At 68.7% G+C, this 13,453-nt stretch carries 13 protein-coding genes and 3 tRNA genes; 9 read left to right on the top strand and 7 right to left on the bottom strand.

What is annotated here, in order from left to right:
• Nucleotides 1–162 precede the first annotated feature (162 nt).
• The 3 genes from tig to HNR09_RS00165 all read right to left on the bottom strand — a co-directional run bounded on the left by tig (nucleotide 163) and on the right by HNR09_RS00165 (nucleotide 3,631).
• Nucleotides 163–1,569 (bottom strand): trigger factor, encoded by a 1,407-nt coding sequence (tig, locus tag HNR09_RS00155; protein ID WP_179540208.1) that lies wholly within the window; start codon nucleotides 1,567–1,569, stop codon nucleotides 163–165.
• A gap of 123 nt (nucleotides 1,570–1,692) precedes the next feature.
• Nucleotides 1,693–1,766: transfer RNA gene (locus tag HNR09_RS00160), tRNA-Pro, on the bottom strand.
• Between the two features lie 242 nt (nucleotides 1,767–2,008).
• A complete protein-coding gene (locus HNR09_RS00165) occupies nucleotides 2,009–3,631 on the bottom strand; it encodes an AbgT family transporter (protein ID WP_179540209.1) in 1,623 nt (540 codons plus the stop codon).
• 361 nt (nucleotides 3,632–3,992) lie between these two features.
• On the opposite strand from HNR09_RS00165, the gene HNR09_RS00170 reads away from it, so the two are divergent.
• On the top strand, nucleotides 3,993–4,274 hold the full coding sequence (locus HNR09_RS00170) for a DUF1540 domain-containing protein (RefSeq protein WP_179540210.1): 282 nt from the start codon (nucleotides 3,993–3,995) through the stop codon (nucleotides 4,272–4,274).
• Between the two features lie 42 nt (nucleotides 4,275–4,316).
• Here the strand turns inward: HNR09_RS00170 and HNR09_RS00175 are convergent, their stop codons facing one another.
• Complete coding sequence (locus tag HNR09_RS00175; protein ID WP_179540211.1) at nucleotides 4,317–5,144, bottom strand: hypothetical protein; 828 nt, start codon at nucleotides 5,142–5,144, stop codon at nucleotides 4,317–4,319.
• 199 nt (nucleotides 5,145–5,343) lie between these two features.
• The gene (locus HNR09_RS16410) at nucleotides 5,344–5,490 is read right to left on the bottom strand and encodes an ATP dependent DNA ligase (protein ID WP_179540212.1); all 147 of its coding nucleotides are present in this window, start codon (nucleotides 5,488–5,490) and stop codon (nucleotides 5,344–5,346) included.
• Here HNR09_RS16410 and HNR09_RS16550 point away from each other — a divergent pair.
• The 3 genes from HNR09_RS16550 to HNR09_RS00195 all read left to right on the top strand — a co-directional run bounded on the left by HNR09_RS16550 (nucleotide 5,462) and on the right by HNR09_RS00195 (nucleotide 6,470).
• Nucleotides 5,462–5,920, top strand: a complete 459-nt coding sequence (locus HNR09_RS16550; RefSeq protein ID WP_179540213.1) for a Ku protein — start codon at nucleotides 5,462–5,464, stop codon at nucleotides 5,918–5,920. The genes HNR09_RS16410 and HNR09_RS16550 overlap by 29 nt on opposite strands.
• Before the next feature lie 20 nt (nucleotides 5,921–5,940).
• The gene (locus HNR09_RS00190) at nucleotides 5,941–6,177 is read left to right on the top strand and encodes an NINE protein (protein WP_179540214.1); all 237 of its coding nucleotides are present in this window, start codon (nucleotides 5,941–5,943) and stop codon (nucleotides 6,175–6,177) included.
• A gap of 220 nt (nucleotides 6,178–6,397) precedes the next feature.
• Nucleotides 6,398–6,470: transfer RNA gene (locus HNR09_RS00195), tRNA-Lys, on the top strand.
• Between the two features lie 148 nt (nucleotides 6,471–6,618).
• Here the strand turns inward: HNR09_RS00195 and HNR09_RS00200 are convergent.
• On the bottom strand, nucleotides 6,619–7,176 hold the full coding sequence (locus HNR09_RS00200; protein WP_179540215.1) for a hypothetical protein: 558 nt from the start codon (nucleotides 7,174–7,176) through the stop codon (nucleotides 6,619–6,621).
• A gap of 177 nt (nucleotides 7,177–7,353) precedes the next feature.
• Here HNR09_RS00200 and bcp point away from each other — a divergent pair, with 177 nt between their 5' ends.
• Both bcp and HNR09_RS00210 read left to right on the top strand, forming a co-directional pair.
• Nucleotides 7,354–7,821, top strand: a complete 468-nt coding sequence (gene bcp / locus HNR09_RS00205; RefSeq protein WP_179540216.1) for a thioredoxin-dependent thiol peroxidase — start codon at nucleotides 7,354–7,356, stop codon at nucleotides 7,819–7,821.
• Between the two features lie 139 nt (nucleotides 7,822–7,960).
• A tRNA-Leu gene (locus HNR09_RS00210) sits at nucleotides 7,961–8,041 on the top strand.
• A 29-nt stretch (nucleotides 8,042–8,070) separates the two neighbouring features.
• Here HNR09_RS00210 and HNR09_RS16420 read toward each other — a convergent pair.
• Nucleotides 8,071–8,949: an EamA family transporter gene (locus HNR09_RS16420; protein ID WP_179540217.1), complete on the bottom strand. Its 879-nt coding sequence runs from the start codon at nucleotides 8,947–8,949 to the stop codon at nucleotides 8,071–8,073.
• A 71-nt stretch (nucleotides 8,950–9,020) separates the two neighbouring features.
• Between HNR09_RS16420 and HNR09_RS00220 the strand changes: the two genes are divergently transcribed.
• From HNR09_RS00220 to HNR09_RS00230, 3 genes are all read left to right on the top strand, one after another.
• Nucleotides 9,021–9,923: a LysR family transcriptional regulator gene (locus HNR09_RS00220; RefSeq protein ID WP_179540218.1), complete on the top strand. Its 903-nt coding sequence runs from the start codon at nucleotides 9,021–9,023 to the stop codon at nucleotides 9,921–9,923.
• 150 nt (nucleotides 9,924–10,073) lie between these two features.
• Complete coding sequence (locus HNR09_RS00225; protein WP_179540219.1) at nucleotides 10,074–11,777, top strand: ABC transporter substrate-binding protein; 1,704 nt, start codon at nucleotides 10,074–10,076, stop codon at nucleotides 11,775–11,777.
• A 164-nt stretch (nucleotides 11,778–11,941) separates the two neighbouring features.
• Nucleotides 11,942–13,438, top strand: coding sequence for a malate:quinone oxidoreductase (locus HNR09_RS00230; protein WP_179540220.1), 1,497 nt, complete (start codon nucleotides 11,942–11,944; stop codon nucleotides 13,436–13,438).
• Nucleotides 13,439–13,453 lie beyond the last annotated feature (15 nt).

Below are 13,453 nucleotides of genomic sequence, written 5' to 3' on the forward strand. Positions count from 1 at the left end.
CCCGCGGCACACTGCGGCATCGTTCGCTGTTGGCGCAGGGTGCGCAGGTCAGCTCAGCCGTGGGCAGACGACGACGGCGGGCCGCGGCGCCTCTCGGCTCCACGGCCCGCCGTCGTCGGGCTGGCGGTGCGGCGCCCCGGACGCCGCGGAATCACCGCCGGATCACTTCTCCTCGGAGGTCTCCTGCGTCGACTCCTGAGCCTGGTCGTCGGCGGCGGTCTCGGCCTCGGCGGTCTCGGCGACCTGCTCGGCCGCACCCTCCTCCTCGTCCTCGCCCTGCGGGGTGACGAAGTCGGTCAGGTCCACGGCCTGGCCCTCCGAGTCCTTGACCACCGCGAGCTCGAGGACCTTGGCCAGCGCCTTGCGACGGCGGACCTCACCCATGATCATCGGGACCTGGCCGGCCTGGTCGAGCATCTGCGCGAACTGGTTGGGCTCCATGCCGTACTGGGATGCGGTGGAGACGATGTATTCGATGAGCTCACCCTGGTCGACGCCGATCTCCTCCTTGTCGGCGATCAGGTCCAGCACGACCTCGTTGCGGAAGGCCTCGCGGGTCTGCTCCTCGATCTCCTCGCGGTGCTCTGCGCTGTCGTGGTCGTCGCCCTCAGCGTGGCCGCCCTGGCTGAAGTGCTGCTCCACCTGACCCTCGACCACAGATGCGGGGACGGGGACCTCGACGAGCTCCATGAGCTTCTCGAGGACCTTGTCCCGAGCCTCGACGCCCTGCTCGACGACCAGGTTGTCCTCGGCCTTGGTCGCCAGGTCCGCGCGCAGCTCCTCGATGGTGTCGAACTCGGAGGCGAGCTGGGCGAACTCGTCATCGGCCTCGGGGAGCTCACGCTCCTTGACCGCCTGCAGGGTGACCTTCACCGAGGCGGACTCGCCCGAGTGCTCGCCGCCGGCCAGGGTGGTCTCGAAGGCAGCGTCCTCGCCGGCCGACAGCCCCTCGAGGGCCTCGTCGATGCCCTCGAGCATGGTGCCGGCGCCGACCTGGTACGAAAGCCCGGTGGCGTTGTCGATCTCCTCGTCGCCGATGCTGGCGACCAGGTCGATGGTGACGAAGTCGTCGGTGGCGGCGGGACGGTCGACGTCCTTGAGCGTCCCGAACCGCGAACGCAGCTCGTCCAGCTGCTCCTGGACGGCCTGGTCGTCGGCGGCGCGCGCCTCGACCTCGACCTCGAGGCCGGCGTAGTCGGGCAGCTCCACCTCGGGCTTGACGTCAAGCTCGCCGGTGAACTTCAGCACGCCCTCGTTGGTCTTGGGGTCCGGGATCTCCTCGATCTCTACCTCCGGACGCGACAGCGGAGAGATCTCCGCCTCGGCCAGGCCCTGCTGGTAGAACTCGTTCAGGCCGTCGTTGATCGCGGTCTGGACGACGTATTCACGGCCGACGCGCTGATCGATGATGGGCGCAGGGACCTTGCCCTTGCGGAAGCCGGGGATCTGAACCTGCTCCGCGATGCTCCGGTATGCGGCCTTGATCTTGGGCTCAAGCTCCTCAGAGGTCACCTCGACGGTGAGCTTGACTCGAGTCGGGTTCAGATTTTCAACGGTGCTCTTGACCACGTGGGGGCTCCTGATAGATGACGACTGATCATGTCTGATGCGAGCTCCTCGGCAGAGCCCACAGCGTCGGCCTCGACCGACATCCACCCGGAGAACGACGTTCTCAGGGCGACTCGGCCGCCGTCGGGGTGACAGGATTTGAACCTGCGACCTCACGCTCCCAAAGCGCGCGCTCTACCAAGCTGAGCTACACCCCGATCATCCGCCGGTCTGGACGAGGAGACTCCGCAGGGCGGCGACCCCGCGGCCAGCAGACGGCACGGACCGACTCACAATACCGTGCCGCCGTCGATCCCGGCGAATCCTCTGCCAGGGGATCATCAGCGCCGAACAGACGCCGGGCCTCCCCCGGGGGTTCCTCACGGCCGGCCGTCGACCCTGTCACGGCACAGCACGGCCAGCACGGCCAGCACCGCGAGGAACGATGGCCCCATGCCGGTCAGGGCTCGTAGTGGATGGGCGAGTTCGGCCCCAGCGGAAGGTCCAGCCACATCCAGCCCGTGGTCATCAGCGTCCACGCCGCCATGAACGCCAGGGAGTACGGCAGCATCACCGAGATCAGCGAACCGATGCCGATGCGCTTATCGTAGCGCTGGGCCACGGCGATGACGATCGCGAAGTAGGTCATCAACGGGCTGAGGATGTTGGTGGCCGAATCCGAGACGCGGTAGGCGGCCTGGGTGAACTCAGGAGAGATCCCCAGGTACATCATGATCGGCACCATGATCGGTGCCAGCATGGCCCACTTCGCCGAGGCCGAGCCCACCAGCAGGTTCACCACCGCGACGAAGCCCATGAACACCAGGATCAGCGGCAGCCCGGTGAGGTTGATGGACTCGAGCAGGTCCGCACCCGCCACCGAGACCAGCAGGCCCATGTTGGACTGGTTGAAGTAGGCGATGAACTGCCCGGCGGTGAAGGCCAGCACCAAAAACATGGCCATACCGGCCAGAGTCTTGGAGACGTGGTCCACGACGTCGGTGTCGTTGCGCACCACCTTGGTGACGATGCCGTAGACCAGCCCGGGAACGAAGAACGCGATGATGATGACCACCACCAGAGAGCTCATGAACGGCGACTGGACCACCGCCCCGTCCTCACCGCGCAGGACCGCGTTCTCCGGGACGATGAGCATCAGCAGCAGACCCACGGTGACGACCAGTGAGACGCCGGCCCAGATCATGCCCTTCTTCTCCACGGCAGTGACCTTCAGCTCGGCGCTGTCCTGGTCAGCGATGACGCCTTCTCCGTGCCAGTCTCCGAGACGGGGCTCGATGACGAACTGACTGACCAGGGTCCCCACGATTGCCAGCAGGGCGGTCGAGGCGATGATGAACCAGTAGTTCATCGCCAGATTCATCTGCTCCGCGTAGGCCGGGTCCACCGTGGCGGCGGCCTCGATGGTCAGCTCCCCGAGCATGACGTCGGTGGCGGAGAGCAGCAGGTTGGCGCTGAATCCGGCCGAGACTCCGGCGAAGGCCGCTGCGATGCCGGCCAGCGGGTGCCGCCCCAGCGCGACGAAGAGGATCGCGGCCAAGGGCGGGAGCACGACGTAGCCCGCGTCAGAGGCCACGGAGGACATGATGCCCGCGAAGACGATGCCGAAGGTCACCAGGAATCGCGGGATGGACAGGATGAAGGTCTTCAGAGCGGTGCCGATGAGGCCGCTTTGCTCGGCCATGCCGATGCCGATCATGGTGGCCAGCACCACCCCCAGCGGAGCGAAGCCGATGAAGTTGTCCACTGCGGAGGTGAACATCCATTCGATGCCCTCGGCCGAGAGCAGGTTGAAGACCTCGACCTCCTCCCCTTCGAGGGGATCGGTGACGCTGAGGCCCGCCTGGGACAGCGCCCAGGAGAGCACGACGACGAGTCCTGCCAGCAAGGCGAAGAGCGTGGCCGGATGCGGCAGCTTGTTGCCCAGGTACTCGATGACGTCGAGGAAGCGTTGGAAGCCTCCTCGGCGCTTCCTCGCGCTGGTGCCCCGGCCGCGGGGAGCGTCGTCGCCCTCCGGACCTGACGCGCTTGAGCCGGATTCCGGCTCCTCAGTGGTGGTGCTCATCGGGTGGGTGTCCCCTTATGTTGTGCCTGCACATGGTGATGCGCCCGCCGACAGGTCGGCCCGCGGGCGCTGTGGCACAACATCTTCCGCCCCTCTGTGACTCAGGTCAACTCTGACATGTGCGTGAGAGCTGTCCCACGCGGGGCTCCGAGGGCGGCCGGGGCGGCGGGCGGACCGTGTTTCGTCATCCCCGTGTGCGCTGATCAGGACAGGCGTCCCTGCGCCCCAGAGAGCCGGATCGGGGCCGAGATGCTGACGGATTCCAGTGAGGTCTCGGAGTCTTGTGGGCCATGTCGGGGAGGCCTATCCTGACGACATCTGGACGGAGCTGCCGCCCAGAGAGACCACGAGGAGAATCGCCATGACCAGCCTCGCCCCCGTCGCCTCCTGCGAGGTGACCGCCTGCGCATTCAACGACGGTGCCTGCCGCGCGGACGCCGTCACGATCTCCGGCTCCACGGGTTCACCTACCTGCGGGACCTTCATCGCCCTCGACGTGCGGGGCGGGCTCCCCACCGCAGAGGGACACGTCGGCGCATGCCAACGCCTGGAGTGCGTGCACAACACAGACCTGATGTGCACTGCCGAGGCTGTCACCGTCGGCGGCGACACCGCGAACTGCCTGACCTACTCCCAGGAGTGACACACGCCCGGCGCCGGTGATCTGCGCTCGCGGGCGTGCGGCTCAGGCTGCGGCCGTACGCCAGGACCGCAGGGCCTCCAGCAGGTCGCCTTCATCGCGGACCGGCTGATCGAAGGCGAGGAACGCCGTGCGCACCTGGCCGCCTTCGGCGACGAGCCATGTGCAGCCCTCGGTGTCCACGTCCAGCAGCAGGTGCCTCGGACCCTCGCCGCCACAGTGCGGCACGCCCGCCATGGGCCTTCCGAGGATGCCCCGCCGGGTCCCCTGAGCAAGGTCCTGGAGCAGAACCCCCACGGTGGAGCCGGCGAGGGCGGCCACCGAGTCGACGGCCTGCCACTCCTGTCCGACCCGCGGAAACGCCGCTGCCTGGGAGACTTCGCTCCAGGGCAGCTTCTCCACATCCTCACGGGCATGGACGAGCACGGAGCCGACCTCCGCCATCGCGAGGCATGATCCGGCGGCGCCTGCGGCGTCCCTGACCGGGTCCGAGACGGCATCGTCGGCGAGCAGGAGCTCCGCCTCGGACGCTGCGAGGGGCCGCAGGGTTCCCAGTGCGTGCAGGCTCGCCGTGTGCACACGGATCTCGGCCGGTGCGCCCAGCTGATCGACCTGGATCCGCACCTCAGTCTGCGTGTGAGCACTCAGCCCTGAGGCGTCGGCGAGGGCGAGCAGCCAGTCACCGGCGCCACTCACCCCGTGGGCCAGCACCTGCAGCTCCTGCTGCGGATCCTGCCGATAGGCGACGACGCCGGCGGACCCGGCACCCTGTACCAGGCGGCGAGCCGTCGACTGCGCGCAGCGGCGACGCAGCCCTGCGCCGCCCACGAGACGCGCGACATCACGAGCCGTCCCTGCCATCTCTCCCGCCATGCGTGCTGCTCCCTCGATCGCCTCGGATGATCCTCGGGTGAATCCTGATCCATTGAAGCACAGACTCGGACTTTTACATCATGCGAACATGCGGTAATTATGGTCCCACAGATGGCCACGGATGTGGAGCGGCATCCGTGGACAGCTTCTCCGTCCAGGTCAGGACCGCTCTCCCCGACCCGCGCCTGTCCTCGCACGCTCATTCCCAGCGGACGTCATCGGGCGACTTGTCGAGCCGCAGACCACGCCAGACAGGCTGACGAAGGCGACCCTCACGAGTACGGCCTGAATGGCGCACCTCCCCCACCACCTTCGGGGTGGCCCACCGGACCTCATCGGTCGGCACGGGGAACGTCTCCGGTCGGCGGAGTCTTGCGTTCGATGCGCTCCAACCTCGACCGCAGCGACTCGAGCTCCGCGTCCGAGAAGCCGGTGCCCACGCGCCCGGCGCAGCGCAGAACGCCGTCGTCGACTACAAGGACATCAAGCGCGCCTACGAGGAGGACTCCGACACTGTCATCGTCACCCGGGAGGAGCTCGCGGGACTTCCCGTGGACGAGAGCCGGGAGATCACCGTCCAGCGGTTCGCCCCCGCCGAGCAGGCCGATCCGATGCTGCTGGACCGCAGCTACTCTCTCGAGCCGATCTCAAAGTCCCCCAAGGCCTACGTGCTGCAGACGATGCGATGGGCCGACGAGGTCCGCCAGCCCGTGGTGGAGGAGGACAAGGGCGCCGAGGTCATCAGCCTGATGGTGGCACTGAAGAAGCCAGCCTGAGCCGGGCGTAGACTGTACCCATGGCATCACGCGCATATGACGGACCGCAGAAGGACCCGGGGATCGCCCTGGTGCTGACCATCGTGGGCTTCTTCTTCGTGGCCGGGCTGCAGTACTTCTACCTGGGCAAGATCCTCATGGGACTCCTGTTCCTGTTCACCTTGGGATTCCTCTACGTGGGCACGGTGATCTCCCTGTTCACCATCCGAGGCGAGACCCGCAGGGTCAACTACCTGCGTGCCCGCGGGATGCGCTGAACCACATCCCGCTCGCGGAGCAGCCTCGTGTGCGGCACGCCTGACCGGACGGCTCAGAGAGGCCCTCTCTGAGCCTCTCCGGCCCGCTGAGCTGGTGAGATGAGGATCACGACCCCTGATCTCCCTCCGAGTTGGCGCAGCCTGAGACCCGATGCTAGAGTTTCATGTCGTTGCTCGGGTGACTGAGCAGCACATCGCGGAAGCGACAGCCTGCAGCCGAGGGCCTCTAGCTCAACTGGCAGAGCATCAGACTCTTAATCTGCAGGTTCCGGGTTCAAGTCCCGGGGGGCCCACTCTGACGAGTGCAGGCTGTCGCCTCCGTCCGACGAGGGCCCGGCACCTACAGGTGCCGGGCCCTCGTCGTCGTTCCCGGACGACGGAGGGGGTACTGGCCCAAATGTGTGCACGGGGCCGACCGGGCTCACACCTCAGCGGACCTGCTCAGACCGGGTTCATCTCCTCCAGCCGGTCCATGAAGAAGTCGACGAAGTCGTAGAAGTCCTCCACATCGTGACGCTGACCCAGGGTCACGTCCGGCAGGGCCTCGAAGCTCACCTGAGGATGCACCTCCAGGACGACGCGGTGCCCGGTGGACATCGCGATCTCCAGCTGACGCCCCTCCGCGGCCATGCCCGCCAGATTGGTCAGATTCACGGGCAGCGGCACCGCGGGGACGGCGTCCGCCGCAGGATCCGGGGCAGCACGTGCGACCCGGGAGAGCACGTCGTCGAGATCCACGGGGCAGAGCACCAGCTCCATCGGCTGCCGGCGGTACCCCACCAGCAGATGCTCCGCCAGGCTCACCCCGTCATGGACCGAGCTGATGTGGTGCTCCTGGCCCGAGGCACGGGCGTCCCGGGCATGCAGGTTGGCCGCGTAGAGGATGTTGTAGGACCCGAAGTTCATCACAGAGACGTCGAAGGTGCCCCGCAGCGCGCTGACGAGGCGTTCTTCACTCTCTCCTCGGGTCGGCTGCTCCGCCGTGGGCTCCTCCACCATGCCGGCCAGTCTACGGATCGGGGTCTGGTGTGCACAGCATCATGCGGTCCGAACCTCAGCACGTCGATAGGGTGGAGTCCGCACCGGAGTCGGGCCGGCGCCCTGTCGCACCCGGCTCCGCCGCAGCACATCCGCGTCGCAGTCCCTGCGACACCCCTCGTCGAAAGGTCCCCCGCCATGGCACATCGACTCGCACCGGGCGACGTCGCCCCGACCTTCACCCTTCCCGCCGCCGGCGGGGGCACCGTCGGCCTCGCCGACCTCCGTGGGCAGAAGGTCATCGTCTACTTCTACCCGAAGGCCTCGACGCCGGGCTGCACCAAGGAGGCCTGCGACTTCCGCGACTCCCTCGAGTCCCTGCAGGCCGCCGGGTACGCCGTTCTGGGCGTCTCCCCCGACCCGGTCTCTGCGATCGGGAAGTTCACCGAGAACGAGTCGCTGAACTTCCCGCTGCTCAGCGACGAGGACCACCAGGTCGCCGAGGCCTACGGCGCCTGGGGGGAGAAGAAGAACTACGGCCGTGTCACCGAGGGCCTCATCCGCTCCACCGTCGTCATCGACGCGGAGGGGAATGTCGAGCTGGCCCAGTACAACGTCAAGGCCACCGGGCATGTCGGGCGGCTGCGCGACAAGCTCGACATCTGAGCCCCTCGACGGCTCCGACCTCACGAGCCGCCCCGCTTTCTCGGCGGGGCGGCTCTTGTAGACTGAGGGGCCGCGCCTGCCCCGTGCCTGACGACGGCCCCCTCCGGGCCTCGGTCAGAGCCCGCCGCAGGTGCGACGCGCGGGCGTGGCGGAATTGGTAGACGCGCTGGATTTAGGTTCCAGTGTCTTTGACGTGGGGGTTCAAGTCCCCCCGCCCGCACTCGAGGCGGCGCCTCGGCTGCCGCACGGTCAGCTGACGACCGGGCGGCGCCGTGCGGAGCCCCACAGCACGCCCGCGACCACCAGCGCCCCGCCGAGGATCTCCAGCCCGGCGGGCCGCTCGCCCAGCGCCAGCCAGGCCGCGAAGAACCCGACGACGGGGACCAGCATCGAGAACGGCGCGACCGCCCCGGCGGGGTGCCGGCGCAGCAGCCAGGCCCAGATCGTCGGCGCCACGAGGGATCCCACCAGCACCGTGTACACCAGCCCCGCCCAGGCCGGCACGGCCTCCCAGGAGGAGGAGCCGGAGACCGCCTCAGCGATCTCCTCGGGCCCCTCCACCATCAGCGACAGGCCGAGCATCGGCACCGGTGGCACCACGGACATCCACAAGACCAACGCCAGCGGCCGCTCCGGCATCGCTCGGCGTGAGGCCAGGTTCCCCAGCGCCCAGCCCAGGGCGCCGAGCAGCACCAGCAGGAACGGCCCCCATCCGTCCAGTCCGCCCCGCACCGACCCGGCGACCCCCAGCCCGACCAGCGCCAGCCCGACGCCGGCGGCCGCACGGCCCGTGACCCTCTCGCGCAGCATCAGCGCGCCCAGCAGGACCGTCAACGGCGCCGCACAGGTGAGCACCAAAGAGGCCAGGCCCGCCGGGAACCCTGCCGCCATGCCCAGGTACAGCCCCACGAACTGCAGAGTTCCCGTCCCCAGGCCGAACCCCAGCAGGTGGCGCACCCGGACACCGGGCCAGGGGACGAACAGCACAGCCGGCACCGCCAGCAGCAGGAAGCGCAGCCCGCCGAGGAAGAGCGGGGGGAAGTGTTCGAGCGACTGATGGATGGCCACGATGTTCAGCCCCCAGAAGGCGGCGGCGAGCGCGGCGAGGAGGGCATGTCGGGTAGGCACGATGCCATCCTCCGGTGAACTGTCCTATAGGTCTACCTAATACTTCTGATGGAATCATTTAGGCTGCTTACATGGAGATCAGGCATCTGGAACTGCTCAGGGAACTGTCCGAGCGTGGCAGCCTCGCCGCCGTCGCCCGAGCCACCCACCGCACGCCGGCCGCGCTCTCCCAGCAGCTGCGCACCGCCGAGCGCGAGCTCGGGGTGAAACTGGTCGAGCCGGTCTCCCGAGGGATCCGGCTCACCTCAGCCGGCCAGCTGCTCGCCGACGGCGCCACCGAGATCCTGCACAGCCTCGCGTCCCTGCGTGCTGAGCTCGACGCCGCCACCGGCGAACCCCGGGGGAAGGTCACGGTCCAGGCCCTGCCCAGCGCCGGGGCACCGCTCCTTCCGGACCTGGTCCGGCGGCTCGCCGGGAGTCCCCTCACCGTGCAGCTCAGCGACTTCCTGTCCATGGAGCGTTTCGCCTCCTTCGCCCGCGACGCGGACATCGTCATCGGCCACCACACCACCCCGCGTCCTGCCCCGCAGACTGCCGAAGGACTCATCACGACCGTCCTGGCCCACGAACCGCTCGACATCGCCCTGTCCACCCGCCACCCGCTCGCCGACCAGGACGAGCTGCACCCTTCCCAGCTGGTCGGCCTCCCCTGGGTCGGGGTCCCCGAGGGGTATCCGTTCGATGCCGTGCCGGCCGCCGTGGAGCAGGCCACCGGCGAGCCGGCGCACCGCGTGTGTCGACTGCGCGACAACCATCTGGTCGAAGCGCTCGTCGCCCGCGACGTGGGCGTCGGGGTGCTGCCGCGCTTCGCCTCGCGACCCGGTCCCGGGATCGCGCTGAGACCGCTGGTCGGCGCCCCGGCGGAGCGGACGATCATCGCCCTGAGCCGTCCTGAGCGGCACGCCCGACAGGCCGTGCGCACAGTGCTCGACGAACTCCGGGAGATCGGGCAGACGCTGACCGCTGAAGGGTGACGACGTCGCCGGGACGCCGCGCGGCGTCGGTCCGGCACGGGCGGTAGCATGGGCAGACGCGCCCGGCGGCCGAGGCCCGACGACGAGACCCTGACGACGCCGCGCCACGCCCCTGATGACTGTGTGACGACCTCGAAGAGGAGTGCCTGGATGGCCGACGAGCTCAACCGGCGGCAGATGCTGGGCGCCTCCTCCGCGGCCGCAGCCACCGGACTGCTCCTCGCGCCCTCCATCACCTGGCCGGCCGCCTCCGCAGACCCCGATGACGGGCCGGCCGAGGACGCTGAGCACGAGGCCGAGGAGCTGCGCGAGCGCACCGTGGTGGTCGCCGGCGTCTCCGCCGTCACCTCCCTGGACCCGGCCCTGGCGGTGGACACGGAGACCGAACGCGTCTGCCGGCAGGTCTTCGAGGGTCTGCTGGGCATCGATCAGGAGACCGGAGCCACCCGTCCGCTGCTCGCCCGAGACTGGGACGTCGACGACGACGGCCTCGTCTACACCTTCCAGCTGCGCCAGGGCGTGGTCTTCCACGACGGGACCGCGCTGACCGCCGACTCCGTGGTGGCCAACGTGGAGCGCTGGGGCCGGCTCGACGAGCTCTACGGCACCGGCAACCTGCGCCGCACGGCCACTCTGCCCTTCGAGTCCCTGTTCGGGGGCTATCTGGGCGACGAGACCTGCGTCCTGGATTCGGTCGAGGCCGAGGACGAGTCCACCGTGGTGCTGACCCTCTCGGAGCCGATCGTGTTCCTGCCCCAGGCCCTCACCCTGCCGGCCTTCGGCATCGCGTCGCCGGAGGTGCTCTCCGACTCCGACCCCGACCTGGTCTCCCGCTCCCCGATCGGCACCGGCGCCTACCGCGTCACCGAGGCCGCGGACGGTGACGTCGTCATGGAGGCCTTCGAGGACTATTGGAACGGCGCGGTGACCGCCGGCGCAGAGGACGACGGCCCGGCCGGTCCGCCACCCGAGCGGGTCGAGGTCCGGGCGGTGCCACGGTCTTTCGACCGGCTCCGTGATCTGCAGCGCGGCCAGGTCGACGTCTACGACTACATCACCGCCGACAACCTGCGCCCGCTGGTGCAGTCTGGCCGGATGATCCTGCAGCGCGACCCCTTCTCCATCCTGTATCTGGGATTCAACCTGGAGCACCCGATCATGGAGGACCGCCGGATGCGGGAGGCCGCCGCCCGGGCGGTGGACCGTTCCGCGCTGATCGACGGCCTCTTTCTGGACGGCACCCGCCCCGCCCACCAGTTCACCCCCGCCTCGCTGGGAGTCCACTCCGAGTCCGCCGAGCGCTACGGACGAGATCTGGAGGAGGCCCGCGCGCTGCTCGAGGCGGCCGGCTACGACGGCGAGCCGCTCCGCTTCCACTATCCGATGAACGCGACCCGCAGCTACCTGCCCAGGCCCGAGGCCGTCTACGCCTCGATCGCCCGGGATCTGACCCGGGTCGGGTTCGTCGTCCAGCCGCATCCCGTCCCGTGGGACTCCGGGTACCTGGAGGAGGTGCTCGAGGACGAGGACCGGGCGATGCACCTGCTGGGCCGCAACGGCGGCTACCGCTCCCCCCATTCCTTCTTCGGGCCGCTGTTCCAACGCACCTCCCGTGAATTCGGCTACGACTCTGAGGAGGTCCGGGACCTCCTGCTGCAGGCCCGGGGCGAGACCGACGAGGAGGACCGCGCCGAGCTGTATCGCGAGGTGGCCGACATCGTCGCTGAGGATCTTCCCGCGATGCCGCTGGTCCATCCCATCTCCGGGCTGGCACTGGGGCGTCGGGTGTCCGACTACCCGATGTCTCCGGTGCTCTTCGAACCGTTCCGAGAGATCCGCATGAACCAGGTGTGATCCCTCCGTCACACTGCCCGCGGGGATTTCATGGCTCGTCTCCCCCAGCGGTAAAGTCTCCTCGGAACCCGTCCGAGTTCAGCCGCCGCGCAGCCCCGGCTGACCCTGCGGCCAGCACCCGGCTTGCCGCCCCTCATCCGCCGGACAACCTCAAGGAGAGTTCTGTGGCCACGTCATCGTCGACCAGCGCCGAGCAGCAGTTCGATGTCATCCTCATCGGCGGGGGCATCATGTCCACCACCCTGGGGACCATCCTGAAGGAGCTCGAGCCGAACTGGTCGATCGCTCTCTACGAGACGCTGGACCAGGCTGGCCAGGAGTCCTCGGACCCGTGGAACAACGCCGGCACCGGCCACGCCGCCCTGTGCGAGCTGAACTACACCCCGCGCGGCACCGACGGCGCGATCTCCACCGCTAAGGCACAGGGCATCAACGAGCAGTTCCAGGTCTCCCGCCAGCTGTGGTCCCACTGGGTGGAGAACGGCACCCTGGGTTCCCCGCGGACCTTCATCAATGCGCTGCCGCACGTGAGCTTCGTCTGGGGCGAGGAGAACGCCCGGTACCTGAAGGATCGCTACGAAGCCCTGAAGCCCCTGCCGCTGTTCCGCGACATCGAGCACACCGAGGACCTCGATGAGATCTCGACGTGGGCACCGCTGCTCACAGAAGGTCGTGATCCGCAGCAGCGGGTGGCGGCCTCGAAGATCGACTCCGGCACCGACGTCGACTTCGGGTCGCTGTCCCGTCAGCTGGCCAACCACCTCACCGGCTCCGATGTGGACCTGCGCTACGGCCACGAGGTCACCGCCGTCTCCCGAGGCGCCGACGGCCGCTGGCAGCTGAAGGTCCACAACAAGGCGGCCGGCCAGAAGTTCACCGCCTCAGCTCGTTTCGTGTTCGTCGGGGCCGGCGGCGGCGCTCTGAGCCTGCTGCAGTCCTCCGGCATCCCGGAGATCAAGGGCTTCGGCGGATTCCCGGTCTCCGGCAAGTTCCTGCGCAGCACCGACTCCTCGGTGGCGGAGCGGCATCACGCCAAGGTTTACGGGCTGGCCTCGGTGGGAGCGCCCCCGATGTCCGTGCCGCACCTGGACACCCGCTTCGTCGAGGGGCGGCGGACCCTGATGTTCGGCCCCTACGCCGGATTCTCGACGAGCTTCCTGAAGCACGGCTCCATCACCGACCTGCCGTTCTCGGTGCGTCCGCACAATCTGCTGCCGATGATGCAGGTGGGCGCCTCGAACACCGATCTGGTGACCTACCTGATGAAGGAGGTCACCACCTCCCAGAAGCGCAAGATCGAGGCGCTGCGTCACTTCTACCCGCAGGCCGATGACGAGGCCTGGGAGCTGATCACCGCCGGTCAGCGCGTCCAGGTGATGAAGAAGGACGCCAAGGGCAAGGGTGTGCTGCAGTTCGGCACGGAGCTGGTCGCCGGGGCCGACGGCACCATCGCCGGCCTGCTGGGCGCGTCCCCCGGGGCCTCCACCGCACCCTCGATCATGTTCAGGCTGCTCGAGCGGTGCTTCCCGGCCCAGCTGGAGACCTGGAGGCCACGGCTGCAGGAGATGATCCCCTCCTACGGTCACCAGCTCAACGAGGATCCCCGCCTGCTCGCCGAGATCTCCGCGGCCACGAGCACATCCCTGCAGCTCGACGCCTGACCCTGCCCGGCTGGT

Source organism: Nesterenkonia xinjiangensis, from assembly GCF_013410745.1.
In the GTDB taxonomy this organism is placed as follows: domain Bacteria; phylum Actinomycetota; class Actinomycetes; order Actinomycetales; family Micrococcaceae; genus Nesterenkonia; species Nesterenkonia xinjiangensis.

Excerpts from the sequence above, each read along its gene's own strand:
- HNR09_RS00220 (WP_179540218.1), top strand. The coding sequence starts at position 9,021 with ATGGAGATCAGGCATCTGGAACTGCTCAGGGAACTGTCCGAGCGTGGC.
- HNR09_RS00175 (WP_179540211.1), bottom strand. The coding sequence starts at position 5,144 with ATGGCGGGAGAGATGGCAGGGACGGCTCGTGATGTCGCGCGTCTCGTG.
- HNR09_RS00200 (WP_179540215.1), bottom strand. The coding sequence starts at position 7,176 with ATGGTGGAGGAGCCCACGGCGGAGCAGCCGACCCGAGGAGAGAGTGAA.
- bcp (WP_179540216.1), top strand. The coding sequence starts at position 7,354 with ATGGCACATCGACTCGCACCGGGCGACGTCGCCCCGACCTTCACCCTT.
- HNR09_RS00225 (WP_179540219.1), top strand. The coding sequence starts at position 10,074 with ATGGCCGACGAGCTCAACCGGCGGCAGATGCTGGGCGCCTCCTCCGCG.
- HNR09_RS00165 (WP_179540209.1), bottom strand. The coding sequence starts at position 3,631 with ATGAGCACCACCACTGAGGAGCCGGAATCCGGCTCAAGCGCGTCAGGT.
- HNR09_RS00190 (WP_179540214.1), top strand. The coding sequence starts at position 5,941 with ATGGCATCACGCGCATATGACGGACCGCAGAAGGACCCGGGGATCGCC.
- HNR09_RS00170 (WP_179540210.1), top strand. The coding sequence starts at position 3,993 with ATGACCAGCCTCGCCCCCGTCGCCTCCTGCGAGGTGACCGCCTGCGCA.